This is a genomic window from Citrobacter sp. L55 (genome assembly GCF_002850715.1).
Lineage (GTDB): Bacteria > Pseudomonadota > Gammaproteobacteria > Enterobacterales > Enterobacteriaceae > Citrobacter > Citrobacter braakii.
Genome location: NZ_KZ559400.1, coordinates 377,380 through 403,031 on the forward strand (window position 1 = coordinate 377,380; position 25,652 = coordinate 403,031).

21 protein-coding genes and 1 tRNA gene are annotated in these 25,652 nt (G+C 50.8%); 12 read left to right on the plus strand and 10 right to left on the minus strand.

Annotated elements, in window-relative coordinates:
* Window positions 1-279: 279 nt before the first annotated feature.
* Window positions 280-1,560, plus strand: a complete 1,281-nt coding sequence (fadL, locus tag B9P82_RS06255) for a long-chain fatty acid transporter FadL (protein ID WP_046275562.1) — start codon at window positions 280-282, stop codon at window positions 1,558-1,560.
* Window positions 1,561-1,619: 59 nt separating this feature from the next.
* Here fadL and mlaA read toward each other — a convergent pair whose 3' ends face one another.
* On the minus strand, window positions 1,620-2,375 hold the full coding sequence (mlaA, locus tag B9P82_RS06260) for a phospholipid-binding lipoprotein MlaA (protein WP_003028190.1): 756 nt from the start codon (window positions 2,373-2,375) through the stop codon (window positions 1,620-1,622).
* A gap of 288 nt (window positions 2,376-2,663) precedes the next feature.
* On the opposite strand from mlaA, the gene B9P82_RS06265 reads away from it, so the two are divergent.
* The gene (locus B9P82_RS06265; protein WP_047416338.1) at window positions 2,664-3,605 is read left to right on the plus strand and encodes a formate/nitrite transporter family protein; all 942 of its coding nucleotides are present in this window, start codon (window positions 2,664-2,666) and stop codon (window positions 3,603-3,605) included.
* 75 nt (window positions 3,606-3,680) lie between these two features.
* Window positions 3,681-3,752: transfer RNA gene (locus B9P82_RS06270), tRNA-Arg, on the plus strand.
* Between the two features lie 53 nt (window positions 3,753-3,805).
* On the opposite strand, the gene B9P82_RS06275 is transcribed toward B9P82_RS06270, so the two are convergent.
* Complete coding sequence (locus B9P82_RS06275) at window positions 3,806-4,432, minus strand: ECs1377 family protein (protein WP_046275547.1); 627 nt, start codon at window positions 4,430-4,432, stop codon at window positions 3,806-3,808.
* Window positions 4,433-4,749: 317 nt separating this feature from the next.
* Between B9P82_RS06275 and B9P82_RS06280 the strand changes: the two genes are divergently transcribed.
* A complete protein-coding gene (locus B9P82_RS06280) occupies window positions 4,750-5,781 on the plus strand; it encodes an isoaspartyl peptidase/L-asparaginase family protein (protein WP_101700101.1) in 1,032 nt (343 codons plus the stop codon).
* Window positions 5,782-5,847: 66 nt separating this feature from the next.
* On the opposite strand, the gene B9P82_RS06285 is transcribed toward B9P82_RS06280, so the two are convergent.
* A complete protein-coding gene (locus tag B9P82_RS06285) occupies window positions 5,848-7,746 on the minus strand; it encodes a methyl-accepting chemotaxis protein (RefSeq protein WP_101700102.1) in 1,899 nt (632 codons plus the stop codon).
* Between the two features lie 374 nt (window positions 7,747-8,120).
* On the opposite strand from B9P82_RS06285, the gene B9P82_RS06290 reads away from it, so the two are divergent.
* The gene (locus B9P82_RS06290) at window positions 8,121-8,660 is read left to right on the plus strand and encodes a DUF2058 domain-containing protein (protein WP_016157066.1); all 540 of its coding nucleotides are present in this window, start codon (window positions 8,121-8,123) and stop codon (window positions 8,658-8,660) included.
* A gap of 104 nt (window positions 8,661-8,764) precedes the next feature.
* Here the strand turns inward: B9P82_RS06290 and pgtA are convergent, their stop codons facing one another.
* Genes pgtA through pgtC form a run of 3 tightly spaced genes read right to left on the minus strand, consistent with a single transcriptional unit; the run spans window position 8,765 to window position 13,201 of the window.
* Window positions 8,765-10,012, minus strand: a complete 1,248-nt coding sequence (gene pgtA, locus B9P82_RS06295; protein WP_101700103.1) for a two-component system response regulator PgtA — start codon at window positions 10,010-10,012, stop codon at window positions 8,765-8,767.
* Entirely contained in the window at window positions 10,002-11,996 is a 1,995-nt protein-coding gene (pgtB, locus tag B9P82_RS06300) for a two-component system sensor histidine kinase PgtB (protein ID WP_170973721.1), read from the minus strand. The genes pgtA and pgtB overlap by 11 nt, the downstream gene beginning before the upstream one ends.
* Before the next feature lie 11 nt (window positions 11,997-12,007).
* Window positions 12,008-13,201, minus strand: coding sequence for a phosphoglycerate transport regulator PgtC (gene pgtC / locus B9P82_RS06305; RefSeq protein ID WP_369707203.1), 1,194 nt, complete (start codon window positions 13,199-13,201; stop codon window positions 12,008-12,010).
* Between the two features lie 421 nt (window positions 13,202-13,622).
* Between pgtC and pgtP the strand changes: the two genes are divergently transcribed.
* Window positions 13,623-15,014: a phosphoglycerate transporter PgtP gene (pgtP, locus tag B9P82_RS06315; RefSeq protein ID WP_016153890.1), complete on the plus strand. Its 1,392-nt coding sequence runs from the start codon at window positions 13,623-13,625 to the stop codon at window positions 15,012-15,014.
* A gap of 83 nt (window positions 15,015-15,097) precedes the next feature.
* Here the strand turns inward: pgtP and B9P82_RS06320 are convergent, their stop codons facing one another.
* The gene (locus B9P82_RS06320) at window positions 15,098-15,340 is read right to left on the minus strand and encodes a DUF2545 family protein (protein ID WP_016153891.1); all 243 of its coding nucleotides are present in this window, start codon (window positions 15,338-15,340) and stop codon (window positions 15,098-15,100) included.
* Window positions 15,341-15,781: 441 nt separating this feature from the next.
* Between B9P82_RS06320 and lpxP the strand changes: the two genes are divergently transcribed.
* Window positions 15,782-16,702 carry a kdo(2)-lipid IV(A) palmitoleoyltransferase gene (lpxP, locus tag B9P82_RS06325; RefSeq protein ID WP_019077327.1) on the plus strand — a complete coding sequence of 307 codons (921 nt, stop codon included), beginning with the start codon at window positions 15,782-15,784 and terminating at the stop codon, window positions 16,700-16,702.
* A 41-nt stretch (window positions 16,703-16,743) separates the two neighbouring features.
* Here the strand turns inward: lpxP and B9P82_RS06330 are convergent, their stop codons facing one another.
* Complete coding sequence (locus tag B9P82_RS06330) at window positions 16,744-17,358, minus strand: lysozyme inhibitor LprI family protein (protein ID WP_016153893.1); 615 nt, start codon at window positions 17,356-17,358, stop codon at window positions 16,744-16,746.
* Between the two features lie 343 nt (window positions 17,359-17,701).
* On the opposite strand from B9P82_RS06330, the gene ypdK reads away from it, so the two are divergent.
* A complete protein-coding gene (gene ypdK / locus B9P82_RS06335; RefSeq protein ID WP_010723117.1) occupies window positions 17,702-17,773 on the plus strand; it encodes a membrane protein YpdK in 72 nt (23 codons plus the stop codon).
* A 65-nt stretch (window positions 17,774-17,838) separates the two neighbouring features.
* Here ypdK and alaC read toward each other — a convergent pair whose 3' ends face one another.
* Window positions 17,839-19,077, minus strand: coding sequence for an alanine transaminase (gene alaC, locus B9P82_RS06340; protein WP_016153894.1), 1,239 nt, complete (start codon window positions 19,075-19,077; stop codon window positions 17,839-17,841).
* Window positions 19,078-19,464: 387 nt separating this feature from the next.
* Between alaC and B9P82_RS06345 the strand changes: the two genes are divergently transcribed.
* The 4 genes from B9P82_RS06345 to B9P82_RS06360 all read left to right on the plus strand — a co-directional run bounded on the left by B9P82_RS06345 (window position 19,465) and on the right by B9P82_RS06360 (window position 23,078).
* Window positions 19,465-21,162, plus strand: coding sequence for a sensor histidine kinase (locus B9P82_RS06345; protein WP_029139619.1), 1,698 nt, complete (start codon window positions 19,465-19,467; stop codon window positions 21,160-21,162).
* Between the two features lie 14 nt (window positions 21,163-21,176).
* On the plus strand, window positions 21,177-21,911 hold the full coding sequence (gene ypdB / locus B9P82_RS06350) for a two-component system response regulator YpdB (RefSeq protein ID WP_101700104.1): 735 nt from the start codon (window positions 21,177-21,179) through the stop codon (window positions 21,909-21,911).
* Window positions 21,912-21,926: 15 nt separating this feature from the next.
* Window positions 21,927-22,790: an AraC family transcriptional regulator gene (locus tag B9P82_RS06355; RefSeq protein ID WP_101700105.1), complete on the plus strand. Its 864-nt coding sequence runs from the start codon at window positions 21,927-21,929 to the stop codon at window positions 22,788-22,790.
* A 99-nt stretch (window positions 22,791-22,889) separates the two neighbouring features.
* Entirely contained in the window at window positions 22,890-23,078 is a 189-nt protein-coding gene (locus tag B9P82_RS06360; RefSeq protein ID WP_032931709.1) for a hypothetical protein, read from the plus strand.
* A 77-nt stretch (window positions 23,079-23,155) separates the two neighbouring features.
* Here B9P82_RS06360 and ptsP read toward each other — a convergent pair whose 3' ends face one another.
* Window positions 23,156-25,651: a phosphoenolpyruvate--protein phosphotransferase gene (gene ptsP, locus B9P82_RS06365; RefSeq protein ID WP_101700106.1), complete on the minus strand. Its 2,496-nt coding sequence runs from the start codon at window positions 25,649-25,651 to the stop codon at window positions 23,156-23,158.
* Window position 25,652: the final 1 nt, after the last annotated feature.

Sequence of the window (25,652 nt, forward strand, 5' to 3'; positions counted from 1 at the left end):
ATGAAATGGGATAAGTGACCGAAATCACACTTAAAAATGATCTAAAACAAAAATCACCCAAACAGGTGAGTGTGCATACCCGCAATTTTGCCAGCTGGATCGCGTTTCCGAGATCAGAATTGAAAATATTTATAAACATACTTGCAACATTTCAGCTGGTCAGACCTATACTCTCGGCACTGGTCTGATTTCTAAGTTGTACCTCAGACCCTACACTTCGCGCTCCTGTTACGGTATGTAACATTGTTTGTATAAAAATAAATCAATGAGGTTATGGTCATGAGCCAGAAAACCCTGTTTACAAAGTCTGCTCTCGCAGTCGCAGTGGCAATTATCTCCACACAGGCCTGGTCTGCAGGCTTTCAGTTAAACGAATTTTCTTCCTCTGGCCTTGGCCGGGCATATTCGGGTGAAGGCGCTATTGCAGATGATGCAGGTAACGCCAGTCGTAACCCGGCGCTGATTATGATGTTTGACCGCCCTACTTTTTCAGCGGGTGCGGTGTATATCGATCCAGACGTGAATATTTCCGGTAAATCGCCATATACAGGACGCAGCACCGATGCGGACAACATCGCGCCTACGGCGTGGGTTCCCAATGCTCACTTCGTGATGCCGATCAACGAACAGTTTGGTTGGGGGGCTTCTGTCACGTCAAACTATGGCCTGGCAACCGAATTTAACGACAGCTACATCGTCGGCGAATACGGCGGGAAGACCGATCTTAAAACGGTCAACCTGAACCTGAGCGGTGCCTACCGTCTGAATGATAGCTGGAGCTTTGGCGTTGGTTTTAATGCCGTCTATGCCGATGCAAAAATTGAGCGTTATTCCGGTGAACAAACTGCTGCATTGCCAAAAGTCAGCCAGAAAATTGCCAGCCTGAAAGGTGACGAATGGGGTTACGGCTGGAACGCCGGTATTTTGTACGAGCTGGATAAAAATAACCGCTACGGTTTAACGTATCGGTCTGAAGTCAAAATCGACTTCGATGGCGATTACAAGAGCGGCATCCGCACCCAGGCCAACGCGTTACCTGGCGCAGGCACGGCGTTCCCTTGGGGAACCACCAACGCCACCGTCCCAGGTTCTCTGACGCTTAACCTACCGGAAATGTGGGAACTGTCGGGTTACAACCGCGTTGCACCACAGTGGGCTATTCACTACAGCATGGCTTACACCAGCTGGAGTCAGTTCCAGGAGCTGAAAGCAACCGGCACCAACGGGCAGACGCTGTTCTATAAAGAAGAAGGGTTCAAAGATTCTTACCGCATCGCGCTGGGTACGACTTATTACATGGATAAAAGCTGGACCTTCCGTACCGGTATCGCCTATGACGATAGCCCGGTTCCTGCGAGCAAGCGTTCCATCTCCATTCCAGACCAGGACCGTCTGTGGCTGAGTGCGGGTACCACTTACGCCTTCAATGATGACGCGTCCATTGACGTAGGCGTTTCTTATATGCACGGCCAGAAAGTGACCGTCAAAGAAGGCCCGTATACTTTCGATTCTGAAGGTAAAGCCTGGCTGTTCGGTACCAACTTCAACTACGCATTCTGATTTTCTTCAGATATAAAAAAGGTGAGCTTTTTAGCTCACCTTTTTATTTTTATCCTTCCTTACTCAGAATCGATCTCTTTTAAATCGTCCTGAATATCTTTCGCGTTCGGGTTTTCTTCTGGTTTGAGTTTCCCACCGTTCGCAATAAAGTCATGACGCTGGAAGTAAGCTTCTCGCACCATGATGTAAGGGTCGGAAGATTGACGCAGCAGACCGTCGGAATCAAGCAGTTGCGCGCGGGTTTCAATCCCTTCAACCGTCCATTTACCTATCGACAACGGCCAGGTCAGCCAGGACAGTACCGGATACAGCGTATCCACCATGTCGCCGCCATCATCACGCAGCGTGAAGCTGCCGTAGAATGGAAGCTGCATATACGGTCCATAACCAACGTCATAGTGGCCTAACGTACTACCAAAACGGTGTGGTTCAACGCGCTGTAACTTCGGATTAGCCATACCCGCCACGTCGATAAATCCGCCCATACCTAACAGGGTGTTCAGGAAGAAACGGGTGAAGTGCACCATACCCTGATAGGGGTCGCCTTGCAGGAAGTAGTTGACCATAACGGCCGGCTCTTCAAGGTTGCCGGTAAAATTGCTCAAACCGTTACGCGCCGGCTGCGGGACATAATCACGCCAGGCAACTGCCACCGGTCGAACAACGTATGGATCTAAAACATTAAAGTTGAAGTTGTACATGGTGCGGTTGAACCCTTCAAATGGGTCCGAACGCCCCTGCTGTTCAGTACCAGAGCTCGCACACCCCACCAAAAGTGTGGTTCCCAGCGCAAGCGCCGACAGGCGAAGCTTCATAAGTGTCTCCCTGTGTATTATGGCTATCGCTGATTGCCATCCATGACGGAACGATGACGTATCCGCCTGTTTAGATGTGAGCGATTGTAACAGCACGTCAAATGATGTCTATATACCCTGTGTTACTGATTTGATCATAGCCTGGTAATGCGCACTCCGCGGCGGCTCTATTCTAGCTACCCCAATAAAAACAAACGTTACCATTTTTGCTATCTCAGACTTTCTCCCGCTGATTTTCGGACAAAAGCCGCTACGCTTTAGCAATACGTGCTAATTCAGGATTCGGCTATGAATGACATTGAGAACGAAAAGATTGATCGGCACAGCGACGAACTCCAGGTCGACAGTGACGAAAAGCTAGAGGGTAAAAAGATTGAGGTCGATGAGGACAGACTCCCCTCCCGCGCCATGGCGATCCATGAACATATCCGCCAGGATGGGGAGAAAGAAATGGAGCGCGACGCGATGGCGCTACTGTGGTCAGCCATCGCTGCGGGACTGTCGATGGGCGCCTCGCTACTGGCTAAAGGAATTTTTCATGTGCAACTGGAAGGTGTGCCTGGGGGATTTTTGCTGGAAAACCTCGGTTATACCTTCGGCTTTATAATTGTCATTATGGCCCGCCAGCAACTGTTTACCGAAAATACCGTCACCGCCGTCCTGCCAGTAATGCAAAACCCTACGCTCGGCAATTTTGGCCTGCTGATGCGCCTGTGGAGCGTGGTTCTGCTGGGTAATATTATTGGCACCGGGGTTGCCGCATGGGCGTTTGAGCATATGCCGATTTTTGATGAAGAAACCCGCGATGCTTTTGTCAAAATCGGCATGGATGTGATGAAAAACACGCCAACGGAGATGTTTTCCAACGCCATCATTTCTGGCTGGTTAATTGCCACAATGGTATGGATGTTTCCCGCCGCCGGGGCAGCAAAAATTGTGGTCATTATTCTGATGACCTGGCTGATTGCGCTGGGCGATACCACGCACATCGTCGTCGGCTCGGTGGAAATTCTCTATCTGGTCTTTAATGGCACGCTGCACTGGAGTGATTTCTTCTGGCCCTTTGCGCTACCAACGCTCGCCGGAAATATCTGTGGCGGAACGTTTATCTTCGCGCTGATGAGCCACGCGCAAATCCGCAATGATATGAGCAATAAACGCAAAGAAGAAGCCAGGTTACAAGCCAGGCGGGATGAGCAAAAGCAGAAAAACCAGAAAAAACAGGCTTGAATGGTGACGGTTTGAGCAGTTGGGCGGCCTGAGGCTTACCGTTGTGAGTAAAAAACGCTATACTCGTGCCGCTTCGTCCCCTTAGTTAAATGGATATAACGAGCCCCTCCTAAGGGCTAGTTGCAGGTTCGATTCCTGCAGGGGACACTTTTAATTAAATGCATCCGGCTAAATCCTTTCATTTACCTGTCAGTTCATCCCTAAACCAGGCGATAAAACGGCACATTCCTCACCGTTGCAGTAAGATTGTCGGACACCATTGTCTGCTCAGTAGCTATCCGCATCCCTGACTTTCTCAGCCTCAGTACGTCAGCAGCAATACGTTGACTGCCAAACCAGAAAAGCCCGTCCAAAGCAGTGACATCAAGGCCTGATTCCAGTGCCAGCTTCAGACGCTCACGTGGTGCTTTTACCGTTTTAGCAATTTGCTGATATGGCGCTTCGCTTGAACCTGCACGATTAATGCGTCGAATACGATGCGACAGGCGGTACTGAAATTCATCCGGTATCCCGCCGAGACTCGCTTTCAGGCTGTAAACACAACCAAAGCGTTTGCCGTTAAAGATTACGTTTTTCTGACTAAGCTGTAGCTCTTCACGAACGCTGGCAATCAGTTGCGGGGTACGGAGTAATAACAAACGGAAAGGCAGCTCAAAGCTGGTCACATAGTCCACATTCAATAAAGCAATACGCAGACGCTCTTCCGGACCCGCCTTCATTTCCCGACATTCAGCAATAACATCAGCCCACTGGCCAGCCAGACGGGAACTTTCAGTCGCCTCAGTAAAGCTGTATTTTTCAGTCTGATAATCAATACGTTCGGTCACTCGGAATTCCCTTCTGGCCACATCTCGGTATTGGTTGCTCACTTTACCAGCGACAGACTGCAACCGGAAGCCTGCGAGTATGGTCAGTGGAATGATAGAAACTTCTGCGGAAACGCTTCATTTTTTGATTAATCAATCATTAAAAATATATTTTGACTAAAATCAATTAACCAAAATTATGATTATTGAAGTATAGCCATGATTAATCTTTAGCCAGTTTGTCAGGGATAAGTTCTCCATAAACAGGCTGATTAATACCGGTAATGAGAAACATTATCGGAAATGATTCATCACTCAGAAAAAAGGAATTTATTCATATGATCAGAATCAAGACCAGTATCGCTACTTTGACCCTTTGTACCTTACTGACAGCTCCCGCATGGGGAGACGCGCAATCGCCGATAAGGCTGGTGATCCATGGTGGTGCCGGTACCATTACAAAAGATACCATCACACCAGAACAGGAAAAGCAGTATACAGAAAAACTCACTGAAGCTCTGAATGCAGGTTATGCGGTTCTGAATAAAGGCGGTAGCAGCCTGGAAGCCGTTCAGAAAGCGATTAATGTGATGGAAGATTCTCCTCTCTTCAATGCAGGTAAAGGTGCCGTGTTTACCCACGATGGCCGCAATGAACTGGATGCGTCCATTATGGATGGGAAAACCCGAAAAGCCGGTGCCGTTGCCGGTGTAACCACGGTTAAAAACCCAATTAATGCGGCGTATGCCGTTATGACTCAAAGCCCGCACGTACTCATGGTCTCGACAGGCGCGGATACCTTTGCAAAAGAACAGGGACTCGCAACCGTTGATCCTGCTTATTTCAAAACAGATTTTCGCTGGCAGCAATTACAGAATGCAATCAAAAAAGAAAAAGTGCTCCTTGATCACGATGGAAAGAGCGCTGCCCTGTTCGCTGATCCAATGATGTATGACTATAAATATGGCACTGTCGGCGCTGTTGCTCTGGATAAAGACGGTAATCTCGCTGCCGGAACGTCTACAGGCGGAATGACCAACAAACGTTACGGACGTGTGGGGGATTCACCTATCATTGGCGCAGGAAATTATGCCGACAATGAAACCGTGGCGGTATCCGCAACCGGCTCAGGAGAAATGTTTATCCGCACACTGACCGCGCATAACATTGCAGCCCAGGTGAAATACCGCAATACCCCTTTAAAAGACGCAGCGCAGAATGCTCTGGATGAAGTTAAGGCGCTGAATGGCAGCGGTGGAGTAATTGTGCTTGATAAAGCCGGTAATTACACCATGTCCTTCAACTCTGAAGGTATGTACCGGGGAACCATAGGCGATGACGGAAAACCCGTTGTAGCAATTTATCGTTAATACTATTTCCCCGCCAGGGGATGAACCGACCCGGTATGTTGTCCGGGTCGGTTAAACGGCGTCAGGTCAGACAACAAAACGATTGACCAGATCCTTCATAGTGACAGACAGATTGTCCAGGCGCTGGCTGTCGCTCGCGGCCTGAGAAACCAACGCCGCGTTTTGCTGCGTGACCTGCTCCATAGGTCGCAGTGCCAGGTTAATCTGAGTTACCCCTTGCGATTGTTCCGTCGCTACACGAGCGATATCCGCAATATATTGCTTCATGCTGGTGGTATTGTCCGCCGCGGCTTCTAGCGCGGTAGCGGACGCCGTAACCCGCTCAACACCCTCACTAATTTTTACCATATTCTGCGCGACCAGCTCGCGGATCTGATTAGCTTCTTTGGCACAACGCTGCGAAAGATTCCGCACTTCACTGGCCACAACCGCAAACCCCCTGCCCATCTCTCCTGCCCGTGCAGCTTCCACTGCCGCATTCAGCGCCAGCAAGTTAGTCTGAAACGAAATATCGTCTATCGAGGTCACAATATTCGAGATTTTCTCACTGGAAGAGCGAATATCCCCCATGCTTTGATTTGCCGCACTGGCGACGTTACTGGCCTGGCGGACCTCTTTTTCCAGCCTGATTGTCAGATGCTCCGCTTCGCGGGCATTGTCCGCCGTTTGCGTAATCGTCGTGGAGAGCTGTTCCATACTGGCCACCGCTTGTACTATTGATGCTGCCTGTTCATCCGTGCGTTGGGCCAGGTCCTGATTACCCGCCGTAATACTGCTGCTGGCATCGGATAAAACCACGGAGCCTTGTTTAATCTCCTGGACGATATGCTGAATACTTTCCAGCATCGTGTTATAGGCGCGATTAAGTGAGGAAAGCTCATCTTTCCCCGGGGTCGCCAGTCGTTGAGTCAGATCGCCGTTCATACCCGCAATCTTGCGGAGCGTGTCACTAAATTGACGATGCATATTGATAGCGATTGCCCCTGCGAACGCCAATGATGCCAGGAGCGCTAACAAGCTGACAATCATATATATTTGCCAGTTTTTTCGTGCATCCTGCGCGAGTTTTTCCGCATTCGCTAACAGAAGATTCGCCGTCACATCTTCTATCTGCCGCATCACTTCAATACGCTGGGTTTGAACCTTGAACCAGACAGTAGGATCGACATCAAATCCACCGTTCGCGGCATGACTAAACGCGGTTTCGCGTAATGAGAGGGCTTTTGACGCTTCTGTGGACTGTAAGCGGCTTTCCAGCATGGCCGCCTGTTCCGGTGGGCTCAGACGCAACGATTGTGCCAGCCAGACGTTCTGTTTACTGACGACATCACTGAGTTGATGTAACTGCCCCTCGGCGAAATGACCGGAGGAAAAGATATTTGACAGCAGCGCGCGTTCAATACCTGCTTGTTCTTTCAAATTCAGCAAATTGTAGTAGGCGGCGAATGCGTTCGCCATCTCGCCTGAATCCGTCAACTGTCCCAACCTGCCCACAAAACTCAGCACATCAGCAATGACATTAGTATAAAACTTAACGACATCTGAGGCCGGAAGCCCCAATCGCGTGACGTTTTCCCGGATGGTGGCAAGCGACAGAATGTTTTTCTTAAACGTGGTGACAGAATTGGCGGCATCCCCTTCTGGTAATGCAGTATCGGACAGTGAACGCACAAAGACCTCGATCTCGCGATCGGTTAAAGCCCGCTGCGCGGTTAACTCATCTTTGAACGTCTTCCCTTCAGCCCCCAGAAATCCGACGCTCATTCCCCGTTCTTTTTGCAGCTCATGCACCACATTTCCGGCACTACGCGCGAGCGCTGTCAGTTGAGCAATATTCTCCATCTGCCGTTCTGTCTCAATGCGCGTCACTATTCCTGAACCAGCAAACCAACATAACGCCAATAATAGTGGTTGTAGCGCGATTATTAACTTCATTTTCATCGGCATTCGATAAACCCACCACATGCCACTTCCCTCCATTGTCCATATTTTCATTATGGTTATCGGCGCAATGAGGCTGCACTTTAAATTTGATCAAGAGACAACTGATTGTTTTTTAGATTAAATACCTGCCAAAATAACTCTATTTGATTATGACAATCAGGATAAATCACTGGAATATTTATATTTATGATATCTATTCTCAAGTTAGTTAAATCATTCAGCATATTATTTCTTATTAAAAAACGGGTTAACTATCAACACGATTCGGAAAGGGAGTAAGACACAGAACAGTGACGCATACTGGAGATAACCGTCGTGGCACGGCCATTTTCTGGCATCCCGCCGAACGTTAAGGTTATAATCCTGACAACGATTTTATTGGATTAGAAGCGACGATGACAAAACTTACCCTACAAGAACAGATGCTTAAGGCAGGTCTGGTCAGCAGCAAAAAAGTGGCCAAAGTGCAAAGAACGGCGAAGAAATCGCGCGTTCAGGCTCGCGAAGCCAGAGAAGCGGTTGAAGAGAATAAAAAAGCGCAAATTGAGCGCGACAAGCAGCTCAGCGAACAGCAGAAACAGGCCGCGCTGTCTAAAGAATATAAAGCCCAGATCAAGCAACTGATTGAAATGAATAAAATCACCATTACCCGTGGCGATATTGGTTACAACTTTACTGATAATAACCTGATCAAAAAAGTCTATGTTGATAAGGTGACTCAGTCTCAGCTGATCAAGGGCCGTCTGGCCATTGCCCGACTGACGGCTGAAAGCGGCAACGATAGCGAATACGCCATTATCCCGGCTGTCGTCGCCGACAAGATTGCGCAGCGCGATGCAAGTTATATCGTTTTAAATTGCGAGCTGAGCCAGGAAGCGAAGGACGAAGACGATCCGTATGCTGATTTTGTCATCCCTGATGATTTGATGTGGTAAGAAAAACAACCAGATAATCACCCGGACTTCCGTTGCCTATTTCGGTGAACGCCAACGCCGCCACCGAAATACTCTCGACGTCCCTTCTCCCCCAATTCTGTCGACTAAAACTTATAGTGTTCTTTGCTCAGCCCGTATTTTCTCATGCGTAAATACAATTTTTTACGCGGGATTTGTAAATACTCCGCCACTTCATTAATGCGCCCCTGATGAATATTTAGCGCTTCAGTAATGATCTGTCGCTCGTACTCTTCAACCCGCCGATCGAGCGGTGTTGGTTCAGGCAGATGCAGCTGCGGATTCGCGGTTTCAGCCAGTGGGAGTAGCCCAACGGCAAAAAGCTCGGCGGCATTCGCCAGTTCCCGGACATTACTTAACCACACGCGACGCCGCATGCCTTTCAGTAACTCCCCTTCAACCTCGGGCACGGGATGATTCAGGCGCAGACAGGCTTTCTGCAGGTAATGACGAAACAGCGGCTCAATATCATCCGGACGCTGTGACAACGGCTGGCAACCGATTTGCGTCATCGCAAAACAGTAGTAGAGTTCGGCCACAATCTGGTTGGTTGCCGCCAGTTCCACTAACGATGTGTCACCAATGCCTATCAGACGAAACGGACGCCGCTCCTGGCTTTGCAGATGCACCAGATGGTGCTGCTGTTCACGTGTCAGGCACTCAATATGGCTCAGGACCAGCGTTCCTCCTTGCGCCTGTGCAATAAGGTCATTGAGTAGTCCCGCGTTCCCGGGCGTTATTTCACCGCGGATAAACGGCCCATCAGCGCTGCGCCCAAGCTGATGCAAATACCGGGCTCCGGTCATACGTCCTGTCCCCGGCTCGCCATAAAACCAGACGGCAATATCCGTTTCCGCCAGGTGTTGCAGACGTTGACGATACTGATTGACCCAGTCACTGTAGCCGAGCAGTTCAACCTGAAGCTTTTGCTGGCAATAATGGCGACGGGCAATTACGGATTGTCTCTGACGCAGCGCATCCTCTACCAGCGACAGCAGTTTGCCGGGGTCGACCGGTTTTTGCAGAAAGTCCCATGCGCCTTTCTTTACTGCCTCCACCGCCATCGGGACATCGCCATGCCCGGTGATAAGCAGGATTGGCAACTGATTATCATCCTGATGAAACAACGTCATCAGGTCTATTCCATTGCAGCCAGGCATACACACATCGCTCAGAACAATCCCCGGCCAGTCGGCCTGCAGCCAGTTTCGGGCATCAAAAGGGTTATTGCATGCATAGACACGGTACCCCTCTTGTTCAAGCAACAGAGTGTAAGCATCGAGAACATCGGCATCATCATCAATCAGCAGAACAGAATAGTCATCACACAACATCGTTTACATCCGTCAGATTAAATTGCAGAACGACGCAGGCATTACGCCCCGGTGTCGACGCCAGGCGCAGTTCGCCGTTCATTTGCCCCATTAACGATACACAAATCGATAAGCCAATACCGAGCCCCACATCCTTACTGGTGGTAAACGGCTTTAACAGTGATGGCAATAACGCCTCCGGCCAGCCGGGGCCGTTATCGCAGACAAAGACGCACAATCGGCTGCCCTCAGCCTGCCAGTGAACCTCTATTTGCGCGCCAGTCGGACTGGCATCCAGCGCATTTGCCAGTACGTTTACCAGCACCTGCTGAATACGCACTTCATCACCTGTCACCCATACACTCTGGGCTGGAAGCGTCAGCGTACCCTGCTGTGGCTTATGCCGCATAGCCAACAGTTCCCAGGCGGCGCTGAATGTTTGTCGCAGATCGACCGGATGCAAAGGCGCGCCCGGCTCGGCCCGACGTGCAAACTGACGCAGCGAACGGATAATGGCATCAATACGGGTAATCAGCCCCTCCGCTTTGGTTAACGTACTTCTGGCCTGAGCGGATTGTCCTTGTTCAATTGCCCTTCCCGCCGTAAACAGGTACATCGACAACGCATTCAGCGGTTGGTTAATCTCGTGCGCCAGCGTGGTCATGGTCTGTCCAACCACTGCCAGTTTTGCCGTCTGGATCAGTTCATCCTGCGTTGCCCGGAGATCGGACTCTATCTCCTTGCGCTCTGTCACTTCCTGCTCCAGCTGATTTTTTTGCGCACTCAACTGGCCCAGAGTATGGCGCAGCAATCCTGCGATGCGCCCGAGCTCATCGCGCCCATAAACCGGGATGGTGGCATCCGTTCTGCCAAGACCAATTTGCACCACGGCCTGGTTGAGTGCGGTAAAACGCTTCACCAGACGCGAACGAATAAAGTAATGGTTGAGCCCCCAGGCGAGAAGTAGCGCCAGCAGCGTCGCCAGCAGAATAAGTCCACCGCTGACGCGAACAATTTGTTCCAGCCGCTGGTTAAACATCTGCATTTGCTGATGGCTACTCCCCAACTGCGCCTCAAGCAGTGTTCGAAAGCGCCCGAGCGTTGCCTCTCTGGCATGGTTAGCATCAACGAGCGCTTTTTGCGCGGCGACATAATCGCGCATGGTATCGGGCATTTTATTTTTCATCATCCCGATTTCCAGTAACTCATCAATGGTTTGCCGCAGGGTGATAGTACTGGGCCAGTCATCGAGGGTACGGATATTTTCATCCGCCGTTTTCTTCAGGTTCTCCAGATAGCGGATATGATTCTCCACCAGCATTCCGTCGTCGCTACCCGACTTCAGTTCATTGAGCCTGTCGCGTAAATCATCCACGATCTGATTTTCAATTCTTGCCAGGGTGTAAACCTGCTGCTGCTCGTTTTGTACCTCTCTGGCACGTTTGAGATACTGCGCTGCATCGCCGTTTTTGGCCTCAATTTGATCCAGCAACGTCCCCTGCTGCCAGGTAAAATCCTGCACCAGCGAATTCAGCTCGGTAGTAAAATCATCATGTAGCCAGTCGATGCGCGCGGAGAGTTCACTCACCTTTTCGCGCACGAGGAACATGTTGTAGAGCACCCGGTCCAGCTCCGCCATCAGCGCCCGGCTGTCTTGCAAAATCACCGCCAACTGCTGTTGTTCTGCCGATTGTAATCCCCGGCTAAGCACCTCAATTTTGTCCAGATGAGAAATAATCTGATTGCGCAGTTGCAGCCTTACCGTGGTGTTGGGGGCCAACAGGAATTCATTAAGCTGATCCACAACCAGGTTGAGATTTCCTTCTATCAAAAAAGCGGAATGTACGCGCGGGAAGTAATCATCAAGTGAATAGCGTATCTGCGAGCTCTGCTCATGCCAGGAGTACAAACTGACGCAGCTTACGCTCAACGTCAGTAATGCGCCCGTCAGAAACGCTCCCCGCAGGCTGCTGCTGATGCTGAGCTGGCGCAGGCGTTGCAGTATCGAACCACCTTTCATTTTAACTCTTCCAGTTTGGATATCGCCTGACGCTGATTTTTAAGAAACCAGAGCTGCCACTCCATCATCTGCTGTTCGGCTACGCTTTTATTCTCAAATTGCGCAAGCCAGGCCTCATCCTCACTACTTCTGGCATCTATCGGGACGCTGGTCAGTAATGCTCTGATTTCGGGTAGCGGGCGTTTCAGGCGCGCTTCCGCACTGTATAGCGCCCGCCAGGCATCTTTCAGCTGCGCGAGTCGAAAACTGATGGCGGTATCAAACATCCGCTGCACCAACTGTTGCCGCTTAAGGATCAGCCGATAATTAAGCGCGGGCTGGCTCATCAAAATAGCCTGCTGAGCGGCGCGTGGGTTATCAGGCGCGAGCTGCGTGACCGGATATTTCCCCGTGTTCGCATCCGCAAGGATCCGCTGTCCTTCCGGGCTTAACAGATAGCGGATAAAGCGACGCGCTTCGTTGGGGTGCTGGCTATTCTTGAGTACGGCAACATAGGTGGGTGACACCGCCGAGCGAGGGAAATAGGTAAAAGTAAGGTGCGGATCGTTAAGCAACAGGTTGGCATAGTTATCAATGACCGGCCCCGCTACGCCCAAACCGCTCTTAATTTTGTCGGCCACGCCAAAACTGCGTGATGAAATCGTTACCAGATTACCGGCGCTGGCTAACAGCGTCGCCCAGCCCTCTTCCCACCCTTTCTGTTGCAGCAGCGACTCAACCATCAGGTGGTTGGTATCGGAACGCGACGGGCTACTCATCAACAGCGCGTTCTGATATTTAGGCTGCGTTAAATCCCCCCAGTCGGCAGGCGGCGGAAGATGCCGCGCCGCCAGCGCAGAACGATTAATCAACAGGCCAAACCCTGATATCGCCACAGCCACGGAGGTCGAGCGAATCGAGTCTGGCACCAGCCGCTGGCTTTCAGGCAGCGCATTATCGAAAGGCGCCAGCTTCTGGTGCTCCTGAAGATGCTGCAACAGCATGGGTGATGAGGTCAAAATCAGATCGACGTTTTCCGCATTCGCAGTATCCAGCAACTGTTCCAGCGAACCGCTGGTCCGGTTTAACGTGCGAATCATCACTGACCCTGGCTCCGTCTGCCAGCGCTGGATAATCCAGGCCGTGGCCCCTGGGGAAAAGGTGGTCGCCATCACCAGCTCTTTACCCAGGACCTGGCAGCTCGCCGACAGCGACATAAAACAGAGCAAGAATGCCCAAAAACGCCCCCGGCCCAACAGTCTGTTTGTGATCCCGTTCATAAATACCAACATGTACAAAAAATAATATTGAGACAAAACTTACCCGTTTATCACCGCTGGGGGGAAGAATAAGGTTATTCGTAGAATAACCAAACGGAAAGTGACGACATCAGTAAAGAATACCCGAAAATGCAGCCTGAATTTGTTAATACCCGCACACGCCGATGATAAAAATTCCCGTGAAAGAATAGAATTGAAAATCCATTATTAAAAAAGAGTCAAAATCTGCCACGCCGCCCAAAAATTGAGTCAATAGTGACACATTTCATCAACTTGAGTTTCTTTGCCGTCTATTTCACTCTTCACTGCGAAAAATCCTGATATTCACATCAATAAAAAATTAGGTGATGATATGTTATCAATATTTAAGGCAGGACCAGCGGCGAATAAAGTCCCGGCGGAGAAAGTCCAGGCAACTTATGGCCGATACCGCATTCAGGCATTACTCAGCGTATTTCTTGGCTATCTTGCGTACTATATTGTGCGCAATAACTTCACGCTCTCGACTCCATACCTGAAGGAGCACCTGGATCTCAGCGCTACGCAGATTGGTTTACTTAGCAGCTGCATGCTTATTGCCTATGGGATCAGTAAAGGCATTATGAGCAGTCTGGCAGACAAGGCCAGCCCGAAAGTCTTCATGGCATGCGGCCTGATCCTGTGCGCTATCGTCAACGTAGGCCTGGGGTTCAGTACCGGATTCTGGATATTTGCCGCGCTGGTCGTTTTCAACGGTTTGTTTCAGGGGATGGGCGTTGGCCCTTCATTTATTACCATCGCTAACTGGTTTCCACGTAAAGAACGTGGACGCGTTGGCGCATTCTGGAATATCTCACACAACGTTGGCGGTGGTATTGTCGCCCCGATTGTTGGCGCCGCGTTTGCCATTTTGGGGAGCGAACACTGGCAAAGCGCCAGCTATATTGTTCCGGCCTGTGTTGCCGTACTGTTTGCTTTTATTGTGCTGATGCTGGGGAAAGGTTCACCACGCCAGGAGGGCTTACCGGCTCTGGAACAAATGATGCCGGAAGAAAAAGTCGTATTAAATTCCCGACACGCTGTCCAGGCGCCAGAAAATATGAGTGCCTTCCAGATCTTCTGCACCTATGTATTGCGTAATAAAAATGCCTGGTATGTTTCACTGGTAGACGTCTTTGTCTATATGGTGCGTTTTGGTATGATTAGCTGGCTGCCAATTTATTTATTAACCGAAAAACATTTCTCGAAAGAGCAAATGAGCATAGCTTTTCTGTTTTTCGAATGGGCGGCAATTCCTTCCACATTACTGGCGGGTTGGCTCACCGATAAACTGTTTAAAGGCCGTCGCATGCCGCTGGCCATGATCTGTATGGCGCTGATTTTCGTCTGCCTGATCGGTTACTGGAAAAGTGAATCGCTGCTGATGGTCACTATTTTTGCCGCCATCGTGGGTTGCCTGATTTATGTTCCGCAGTTCCTGGCCTCCGTTCAGACCATGGAAATCGTCCCCAGCTTCGCAGTAGGTTCTGCGGTAGGGTTACGCGGATTCATGAGCTACATTTTTGGCGCATCGCTGGGAACCAGCCTGTTTGGCGTGATGGTCGATAAAATGGGATGGCATGGCGGCTTCTATCTGTTGATGGGCGGGATTGTCTGCTGCATCCTGTTCTGCTACCTCTCCCATCGCGGCGCGCTGGAACTCGAACAACAACGGAAAAACGCTCAGCAAGAGGAAGCGTCACTCCAGTTGGCTGATGCCCGGTAACCGATTTGAGTCTCGCAAAAAGTGCCAGCGATGCTGGCACTTCAATACATTCAGATAAAGAATAAATAGCTCAACGTGATAATTTATTGCTTACCGTAACCCACCATAAAGCGGATGATCAAACCGCATGCTGGGGCAAGAAAAAGGAATAATCCGGTAACCATCTCGTTACCATTGGTCAACTGCATAGTAAAAACGTAAATTAATGCCGTGAGTATGGCCATGCCGATAAAAGCACTTATTGACGCCGCAGCCCCCATAACCTGCCAGATATAGCAACTGACGCTCAGAATGCTCAACGCGAGAAAGATCCAAAAATAGAACATAGCGATACCTCCTGTTTGCCGTAAAAATTTACGTAAGTCCTTACACTCCCTTGAGTTTATATTCTAAGACAATTCCCAATGGTTCGCAATTTAAGCAACATTTTCGTTACAAAAATCACTCAATCGCTGACTACTAATTTATTCGACAGCCGTTTATTTAATCGTCATAAAAACAACGCATTATATATCGACTCATTTTTGACCTTAATCGCCGTAAAAACATTTACGCATCTTGAGTAATTATTTCTGGCTGACATTAATATTCGGGTGTACATTGAGCGTCCGATCATTCATGCCCCTTCCTGGTTTTGTCCTGACTCAGTTTTACACTCTTTACAGGAACCAATGTCGTTCATGGCGGCCTAACGATCAGTACAGACTGTAAAGCGCAGACTAAAGAATCTTCGCGATACACCTATTTCGTATCAACAACAGGTGCTTATGTTCCCCCAATGTAAATTTTCACGCGCGTTTTTGCATCCGCGCTACTGGCTCACATGGTTTGGCGTCGGTGTGCTCTGGTTACTGGTACAGCTTCCCTATCCCGTATTGTGTTTTCTTGGTACCCGTACAGGAACGCTGGCTCGTCCATTTTTAAAGCGCCGTGAATCTATTGCTCATAAAAATCTCGAACTCTGTTTCCCAAATCTGTCGCAAGAAGAAAGAGACAAACTGGTCGATGAGAACTTCCGTTCACTCGGCATGGCGCTGCTTGAAACGGGTATGGCCTGGTTCTGGCCGGATCGCCGGGTACGCAAATGGTTTGATGTAGAAGGGCTGGACAACCTGCAACGCGCACAGATGCAAAACCGTGGCGTGATGGTGGTAGGCGTACACTTTATGTCACTCGAGTTGGGTGGTCGCGTAATGGGACTTTGCCAACCGATGATGGCAACCTATCGTCCGCACAATAATAAGTTGATGGAGTGGATCCAAACCCGCGGTCGTATGCGCTCCAACAAGGCCATGATCGGCAGAAATAATCTGCGCGGTATTGTCGGCGCCCTGAAAAAAGGGGAAGCGGTATGGTTTGCCCCCGATCAGGACTACGGTCGTAAAGGGAGTTCATTCGCCCCCTTCTTTGCAGTCAAAAACGTCGCGACCACCAACGGTACTTACGTGCTGTCACGGTTATCGGGCGCAGCGATGCTGACCGTAACCATGGTGAGAAAAGCAGATAACTCCGGTTACCGCCTGTTCATCACGCCAGAAATGGAAGGTTATCCAACAGATGAAAGCCAGGCAGCGGCGTATATGAACAAAATTATCGAAAAAGAGATCATGCGCGCGCCCGAGCAGTATCTCTGGATCCACCGTCGCTTCAAAACTCGCCCGATGGGTGAAGCCTCGTTATATATCTAAAAAGAAAGGCCGAAAGGCCTTTCTTTTTTTCTGCGCCTGAATTACTTCACGCCCCACTTGTTCTGTAATTCAGCCATTCGCTCATTGTAGTTACGGGCTATACACGCTGGCTTATCCTGCTCTTTCCAGCATTCGTTACGCCCTTTCACCCAGCCGCGTTGCTCTGCTTTGAGCGTCGGGTTATTACTCGATTTTACCAGCGCCTGCTTGTAGGCCCCGTTCAATGCCAAATCCATGGCTGAGAGCGAAGGACTTTGACAGATAACCTCTTCGATACTGCCCTTTGCTACCGCAGAACAGGAAAAAGAAGGCCCGTTGCTGGTCGATTTCTTTGCCCCTGAAAAGTCGATATTGTCTTCAGGCAGGCAAATCCCGTGCTTACGATTAGGCCCGGTCCAGGAAACGTCCGGATTCCCGTCATCTTTACGGGAGATAGACACGGTATTGTTACCGCTTTTTGCTTCCCAGTAATTTTCATTGAAGGCCTTTACCGTCGCCTTAGTGCCATCAATCCAGATATTGCCTTTACCATCACTATTCACACCACCAATACTTGCGCAGCTGAAATTGAATGCCATCGGCGAGGCCGCCATCGACGTCACTGGCGTAAGAACGAGTGCTAACATCATTAATCTGGTCATTTTTAACCTTTTCATAATCTCATTCCGCGAAAAATTAACCGCATTAACATCATGGAGATATGAGAATTCTCCGAGTAAACATTTCGTCGCTCAATAGCAATTTATTACCGACAGAAATTAAACTGTCGCCGAATCACGACACTTGTAAGTTATTAAAATTAAATAAAAAAATGCCTCTTGTCTCACCTCATTTTTAGGCGTACATTAGCGCCGTCTGGAGCATAAAAGCTCAGAATTCTGAGGTGATGCAGACAAGCAAACGAAGGGAATTCTCCATTTCGTTTACGCGTGCATCAGCTCTCTGTCAGGTTAGCATATGTTCATTTAGACGTACCTCAGGTACGCGGAGAGATGAAAAGTGAAATATTTCTTTATGGGCATTTCTTTTATGGTCATCGTTTGGGCCGGTACTTTCGCCCTGATGATCTAAATTAAAAGACGCAGCAAAAAAACAGGAGCCTGATGGCTCCTGTTTGCTTTTGGGGAAACGTGTTGTTAGTCGGTACTTTCAGTGGCCGATTTTGCACTGGCAGGCAGTAAGCCATCGGCGCGGAACATTGCTTTGATGCCACGGATCGCCTGGCGGGTACGGTCGCGGTTTTCAATTAACGCAAAGCGCACGTGCGTATCGCCATAATCACCAAAACCAATCCCCGGCGAAACGCATACCTTCGCCTCGTTCAGCAGTTTCTTGGCAAATTCAAGTGAGCCCATCGCGGCATATTGCTCTGGGATTTTCGCCCAAACGTACATCGAGGCCTTGGGCATCTCGACCATCCACCCGGCTTCATGCAGCCCCTTAACCAGCACATCTCGACGACGTTTATATTGCTCAGCAATATCCCGCACGCACTGCTGATCGCCTTCCAGCGCGGCGATTGCTGCAACCTGCAACGGAGTAAAGGTTCCGTAATCGTGATAGCTCTTAATGCGAGCCAGCGCGTTCACCAGCGTTTTGTTACCTACCATAAAACCGATACGCCAGCCCGCCATGTTGTAGCTTTTCGATAGGGTGAAAAACTCCACCGCGACATCACGAGCGCCCGGTACCTCCATAATCGACGGCGCTTTCCAGCCATCGTAGACGATATCGGCATAGGCCAGGTCATGAACCACCAGCACGTCATAGCGTTTAGCCAGGGCCACAACTTTTTCGAAGAACTCCAGCTCGACGCACTGCGCAGTCGGGTTGGAGGGAAAACCTAAGATCATCATCTTCGGTTTCGGGTAGCTTTCGCGAATCGCGCGCTCCAGCTCATTAAAGAAATCGACGCCTTCGACCAGCGGCACTGAGCGTACCTGCGCGCCGGCAATCACCGCGCCATAAATATGGATCGGATAGCTCGGGTTCGGTACGAGGACCGTATCGCCGTGATCCAGCGTGGCCAGCATCAGGTGCGCCAATCCTTCTTTCGAGCCAATCGTCACAATCGCTTCGGATTCCGGATCGATCTCAACGTCATAGCGTTCCTGGTACCAACGGGAAATTGCCCGACGCAGACGCGGAATGCCGCGCGAGGTGGAGTAACCGTGCGTATCCGGGCGCTGCGCCACGGTACAGAGTTTTTCGACAATGTGAGGAGGCGTGGCCCCATCCGGGTTCCCCATGCTGAAATCGATAATATCTTCGCCGCGCCGACGCGCAGCCATCTTCAGTTCAGCAGTAATGTTAAAAACGTAAGGGGGAAGACGATCAATACGCGTAAAGCGACGTTCAGGGCGGGAGTCAGCCATAATATCCTCAGATTAACGTTAGCGCCCGGACCGTCCGAGCGACGCTGCCACGATGGTGGCACGTTTAGAAAATAGCCTGAATAATTTCCTTCTGTCGAGAGGCAAAACAAAATATTTTTTATTGAGATAAAAGAGGAAGTGCCAGAAAAAATGAGGAAATAAAATTTTTCACACTCCGCTTAAAATTACCACCATTTAACATTTTATTGTTAAACATATTACTTTTCGCGCTCCGTTGACAGGACAGGCATTGTAAATACAACAATCATGCAACAATCCCCTTTTAAGATTAAGGTTTTTCCCCATTAGCCACAGGCTGCGCGGGTGCTGGTCATCCAGCCTCAGGTTACCTATCATAGAGGTTTAACCCTTGCGCAAGAGTCACCCGTGCACGAAATATTCAATATGCTGCTGGCGGTATTCGACCGGGCAGCGCTGATGCTGTTCTGTCTGTTTTTCCTGATTCGTATCCGCCTGTTTCGCGAACTGTTGCACAAGTCAGCCCACTCCCCGAAAGAGCTGCTCGCCGTTACCGCGATTTTCTCAATGTTTGCCCTGTTCAGTACCTGGTCCGGCGTACCGGTTGAAGGCTCACTGGTTAACGTACGTATTATCGCCGTCATGTCAGGGGGAATTCTGTTCGGTCCCTGGGTCGGTATTATTACAGGCCTGATCGCGGGCACCCACCGCTACCTGATCGACATCGGCGGCGTAACCGCCCTGCCCTGCTTTATCACCAGCATTCTGGCAGGCTGCATTGCCGGCTGGATCAACCGTAGGATCCCCAAAGCGCAGCACTGGCGTGCGGGTATTTTAGGCGGAATGCTGTGCGAATCTCTGACCATGATCCTCGTCGTCGCCTGGGCGCCCACCACCGAACTGGGGCTGGATATCGTCTCGAAGATCGGCATCCCAATGATTCTTGGTAGTGTCTGCATTGGTTTTATCGTCATGCTGGTGCAAAGCGTGGAAGGCGAGAAAGAAGCCAGCGCCGCGAAGCAGGCTAAGCTGGCTCTGGATATCGCCAACAAAACTCTGCCGCTTTTTCGCCAGGTCAATAGCGAATCGCTTCGCCAGGTGTGCGAAATTATTCGCCATGATATCCATGCTGATGCCGTCGCTATTACCAACACCCAGCACGTGCTGGCCTACGTTGGCGTGGGTGAACTTAACTACCGCGATAATGATGATTTCGTCAGTCCGACTACGCAACAGGCGATCAATTACGGAAAAATCATCATTAAAAACAATGATGAAGCGCACCGTACGCCGGAAATACACTCCATGCTGGTGATTCCGCTTTGGGAGAAAGGTGTTGTCACCGGTACGCTAAAAATCTACTACTGTCACGCTCACCAGATAACCTCCTCGCTACAAGAAATGGCCATCGGCCTGTCGCAAATTATCTCGACTCAGTTGGAAGTCTCCCGGGCGGAGCAGCTACGCGAAATGGCAAATAAGGCAGAGCTGCGTGCGCTACAAAGTAAAATAAATCCCCATTTCCTGTTTAACGCCCTGAACGCAATTTCATCGTCGGTGCGACTGAATCCAGACACAGCGCGCCAGCTGATTTTTAATTTATCGCGCTATCTTCGCTATAATATTGAATTAAAAGACGATGAGCAGATCGACATCAAAAAAGAGCTGTATCAAATCAAGGATTACATCGCCATCGAACAGGCCCGTTTTGGCGACAAGCTGACGGTTATTTATGATATCGATGAAGAGGTAAGCTGTTATATTCCCAGCCTGCTGATTCAGCCGCTGGTAGAGAACGCTATCGTCCATGGGATTCAACCCTGCAAAGGAAAAGGGGTGGTCACCATCAGCGTTGCGGAGTGCGGTAATCGGGTACGGATTGCCGTGCGGGATACGGGCCACGGTATCGATCCAAAAGTGATTGAACGGGTCGAATCCAATGAAATGCCGGGCAATAAAATTGGTCTGTTGAATGTGCATCATCGCGTTAAGCTGCTCTACGGCGAGGGCCTCCATATCCGCCGTCTGGAGCCAGGCACAGAGATTGCCTTTTATGTGCCTAATCAGCACTCGCCCGCAGCCGCACCGGCCACATTGTTGCTTTAACCAGGAGTGAAGTCGTGAAAGTCATCATTGTTGAAGATGAATTCCTGGCCCAACAGGAACTTAGCTGGCTGATAAAAGAGCACAGCCAGATGGAGATTGTCGGCACATTTGACGACGGTCTGGACGTGCTGAAATATCTCCAGCACAACCGCGTTGACGCCATTTTTCTGGATATCAATATTCCCTCGCTGGATGGCGTCCTGTTGGCGCAAAACATCAGCCAGTTCGCGCACAAGCCCTTTATTGTCTTTATTACCGCGTGGAAAGAGCACGCTGTTGAAGCCTTTGAACTGGAGGCTTTTGACTACATCCTGAAGCCGTATCAGGAATCACGCATCGTCGGCATGCTGCAAAAGCTGGAAGCAGCCTGGCAGCAACAGCAAACGGGAACCTCGCCTGCCAGTCAGGTGACCCGCGAAAACGATACGATCAATCTGATCAAAGATGAGCGGATCATCGTGACCCCGATCAACGACATCTACTACGCAGAAGCCCATGAAAAGATGACGTTTGTCTACACCCGGCGCGAATCGTACGTGATGCCGATGAACATCACTGAATTTTGCAGCAAATTGCCTGCTTCGCATTTCTTCCGCTGCCACCGCTCGTTCTGTGTGAATCTGAATAAAATCCGCGAGATCGAACCCTGGTTTAACAACACCTACATTTTGCGCTTAAAAGATCTGGAATTTGAAATCCCGGTGAGTCGGAGTAAAGTGAAAGAGTTCAGGCAGTTAATGCACTTATAGCGCAGAGAAAGAGTGATGAAAGAGCCAGGCCTCCCCGCAGACCAACAGTTTTTCGCCGATCTGTTCAGCGGCCTGGTATTGAACCCGCAGCGTCTTGGCCGCGTGTGGTTCGCGTCCCAGCCCCCCACGTTTCCGTCCGGCAGTTTGTGTATTGACCTTCCGCGCCTCGATATCGTGCTGCGTGGCGAATACAGTAATCAACTGGAAAAACAGCAGCATAGCCTGCCTGAAGGCGACATGCTGTTTATCCCGGCGAAAGCGGCGAATTTGCCCGGCAGCGATAACCCCGTGATGCTACTGAGTCTGGTGTTTTCTCCGGCCTGGCTGGGGCTCTCTTTTTACGATAATCGAACGGCATCGCTGTTACGTCCTATCCGCCGTATTGAGTTACCACATCCGCAGCGCGGCGAAGGCGAGGCGATGCTCACCGCATTAACCCATTTAAGCCGCTCTCCTCAGGCCCAGGATATTATTCAGCCGCTGGTGCTTAGCCTGCTGCATCTGTGTCGTAGCGTGGTGAATACCCGCCCTGACACAGAGCGTCCGCGCGCTGAATTTCTCTATCACAGTATGTGTAACTGGGTGCAGGATAACTATGCCCAACCGCTGACCCGGGAAAGCGTAGCGCAGTTTTTTAATATCACGCCCAACCACCTGTCAAAAGTGTTTGCCCAGCACGGCACCATGGGGTTCGTCGAGTACCTGCGGTGGGTCAGAATGGCGAAGGCGCGCATCATCTTACAGAAATACCATCTGTCGATTAGCGAAGTCGCACAGCGGTGCGGGTATCAGGACAGTAATTATTTCTGCCGCCTGTTCCGGCGTCAGTTTGGCCTGACGCCGGGAGAGTACAGCGTACGTTTTCAGTCAGCACGTTAAGTGAGACAACACCAACAGGTTAGTAATATCCATTTGCATCGTTGTAAAATAACGGCATGTAGCTCCCCCTGCAGGCTTACTCAATAAAGTGAATATGCGATGAAAAACAGACGTGCACTCTCCCTGATGTGTTTTCAGATGCTGGAATCAGGTGCGGATCGTCAGACCGTGAAAAGAGCCCTTACCTCCCGCCGTGTTAAAGCTCGCCAGGCGGTGGTTCTGCTCTGTAAGCAAGAAATGACGCTCTTAAGAGCCGGGAAACTGCCGGTGCCAAACGCGCCGCATTGATGATGTCGCTTTCCGGTCGCGTTCATCCAGCCTGCAACCAGATCGTCGCAGGCTGGAGAGCGCTCTTTCAATGAAGCTTAAAACGTCAGTTCCGCCTCCAGCAACGCGAGAATACTGTCGGCATTTTCAGCGGCAAACAACGACTGGCGGAACGGCTTGTTCACCAGCTTACGCGCCAGCTGCGAGAAGACCTTCACGTGGTTAATGCCTTCATCAGCTCCCAGCGTCAGCATGATAACCAGTTCCACTTCGCCCATCTCTGACTGCCAGTCAACGGGATGAGCAAGCCGGGCAATACTGATGCTGGAATGGCGGATCCACTGGGACTTAGTGTGCGGAATAGCCACACCAAAACCGACAGCAGTGGTGACTATCTCTTCGCGCTGCCAGATATCTTCCTCCAGCTCAAACGGATGTTCAGTTCGCCCATTAACACCCAGATTGCCGCACAGGAACTGAATCACCTGCTCTTTGTTACTCAGAGATTCACCAACAAAGATGTTCTCCCGCGCCAGCAGCGGACGCACGTCTTTCTGCGGTGCAAACTGGTTGAGCAGATCTTCTATCTCTAGAGCGCTACGGCACTCACAGGCCCGTATGGCGAGTTCACGGCATGCCTGGCCCTCCAGTTGACGAAGCTGACTTTTCACCGCCGGAATACGTGGACTGCTCATGCTCAGCTCGTCGAGTCCTAAGCCCAGTAGCAGCGGTAAATAGCGTCCTTCGCCCCCCAGTTCGCCGCAAATGCCCACCCATTTACCGCGTTCGTGCGCCACGCGGACAATCTGCTGCAACATTCGCAGGAACGACGGCGTAATCGGGTTGTACAACGGCGAAACGCGCGGGTTATTACGATCGACGGCGTACAGGTACTGGGTCATGTCGTTTGAACCAATACTGAAGAAATCCACCTCATCGCAGAAATGGTCGATGATGTAACACACCGACGGCACTTCAACCATAATCCCCAATGAAATTGTCGGAGCATGGCGTAAACCGTCGGCTTTCAGTGCCACCAGCGCTTTTTGCAGTTCGCTTTTTACCCACAAAATCTGGTCAAGGCTGTGCACCATTGGGATCATCAGTTGCGCATTGCCGAAGGTTGCCGCACGTAAGATGGCGCGCAGCTGCGTGCGAAACAGTCCGGCAAACTCTGGGTAAATTCGCACCGCGCGATAGCCCAGGAAAGGATTCTCTTCCTGCGGAATATTGAGGTAACGGATATTTTTATCCCCCCCAATATCCATGGTGCGAAAGATTACCGGCTTGTCGCCCGCGGCCAATAAGACCTGCTGGTAGGCTTCAAACTGTTCCTGCTCGTCGGGAGCGCTGTCGCGGTCCATAAACAGCATTTCAGTACGAAACAGCCCAATCCCTTCCGCGCCATTGGCAAACGCCCCCGGCGCTTCCAGCGCGGTACCGATATTCGCTGCAACGTCAATACGCTGATTATCTTTGGTCAGCGCGGGCTGGGCGGCATCAAGCGCCTGCCGCCGCTGGCATTCATCGGCCAGCTTCTGCGCAATCGCGTAATAACCGCGAACCGCATCGTCTGGATTGATGGCCAGTACCCCACAGCGGGCATCCAGTACCGCATGCTGGCCTGCATAGCGGCTAATGGCCTCCAGCGGCAAGCCGCTAAGCACCGGAATAGCCGACGCGCGAGCAAGGATCAGGGTGTGCGATGTGCGCCCTGTTTTCTCCAGGATCATGCCTGACAGATGCTGCAAATTGAGGCTTAAAAACTGGCTGGGCGTCAAATCCTCAGCAACCAGAATCGTCGGCTTATTCAGCACCAGCGCATTGCGCGGACGTCTTTCAGGCCAGGTGATGTGCAGCAGCTGTTCGCTGATATCACGGATATCGCTAACGCGCTCGCGCAGGTAATCGCTACCGGAGGCCGACAGCTTGTCGCACACCTGCTCCATATTGGCGATAATCGCCGCCCCTAACCCCAGATGCTGCTCCAACATTAAGCGACGAATATTCCCGGCAAACTCGTCGTCCTGAATCAGAGACAGATGGGCGCTGAGGATGGTTTTACTCTCACCCTCACGCTCGCGCAGTTGCTGATTGAGCTGTTCGGCAAGCGTCGCCAGACTATGCTCCAGCCGGGTATTGTCTTCCGCACTCGGCGCAATCGCGCGATAGCTTTCCAGATTATCGCTCTGCCAAAGCGTGAGCGAACCTGCCCCCACGCCTCCTGCCAGCACGGTGCCATAAAGAAGGTCTGGGTTGAGGCGAATCAGCGAACGCGGCAACGGATGCGCCGCCAGTTCCGCCTCCGTCGGCTGAACGCTGTCGCTGTCAATAAACCGGTGCAGGATGTACTCCTCTAGCGCTCGTCGGGCCTGTTCTTCATCGCGACCGGTGATGGTTAAGCTACAACTGTCATTAAACAGCGTCCCGGTGCCAATCAGCGCCAGCGAGCTTTTCGCATCAGCCCTGGCGTTCTGGCGATGGTTAAGAAATATCACCTCACTTTGCCACTGGCTGCACTGCTCTTTCAGCTCCCACGCCGGACGCGCATGCAGGCCATTGGGTAACGGGCAAAGAAATTGAATCGTTAGCATA

Coding starts and splice junctions, on each gene's coding strand:
- ptsP (WP_101700106.1), bottom strand. CDS start 25,651: ATGCTAACGATTCAATTTCTTTGCCCGTTACCCAATGGCCTGCATGCG.
- fadL (WP_046275562.1), top strand. CDS start 280: ATGAGCCAGAAAACCCTGTTTACAAAGTCTGCTCTCGCAGTCGCAGTG.
- pgtA (WP_101700103.1), bottom strand. CDS start 10,012: ATGTTGTGTGATGACTATTCTGTTCTGCTGATTGATGATGATGCCGAT.
- alaC (WP_016153894.1), bottom strand. CDS start 19,077: ATGGCTGACTCCCGCCCTGAACGTCGCTTTACGCGTATTGATCGTCTT.
- pgtP (WP_016153890.1), top strand. CDS start 13,623: ATGTTATCAATATTTAAGGCAGGACCAGCGGCGAATAAAGTCCCGGCG.
- B9P82_RS06360 (WP_032931709.1), top strand. CDS start 22,890: ATGAAAAACAGACGTGCACTCTCCCTGATGTGTTTTCAGATGCTGGAA.
- B9P82_RS06330 (WP_016153893.1), bottom strand. CDS start 17,358: ATGAAAAGGTTAAAAATGACCAGATTAATGATGTTAGCACTCGTTCTT.
- B9P82_RS06280 (WP_101700101.1), top strand. CDS start 4,750: ATGATCAGAATCAAGACCAGTATCGCTACTTTGACCCTTTGTACCTTA.
- B9P82_RS06355 (WP_101700105.1), top strand. CDS start 21,927: ATGAAAGAGCCAGGCCTCCCCGCAGACCAACAGTTTTTCGCCGATCTG.
- B9P82_RS06285 (WP_101700102.1), bottom strand. CDS start 7,746: ATGTGGTGGGTTTATCGAATGCCGATGAAAATGAAGTTAATAATCGCG.
- mlaA (WP_003028190.1), bottom strand. CDS start 2,375: ATGAAGCTTCGCCTGTCGGCGCTTGCGCTGGGAACCACACTTTTGGTG.
- B9P82_RS06265 (WP_047416338.1), top strand. CDS start 2,664: ATGAATGACATTGAGAACGAAAAGATTGATCGGCACAGCGACGAACTC.
- lpxP (WP_019077327.1), top strand. CDS start 15,782: ATGTTCCCCCAATGTAAATTTTCACGCGCGTTTTTGCATCCGCGCTAC.
- B9P82_RS06320 (WP_016153891.1), bottom strand. CDS start 15,340: ATGTTCTATTTTTGGATCTTTCTCGCGTTGAGCATTCTGAGCGTCAGT.
- B9P82_RS06290 (WP_016157066.1), top strand. CDS start 8,121: ATGACAAAACTTACCCTACAAGAACAGATGCTTAAGGCAGGTCTGGTC.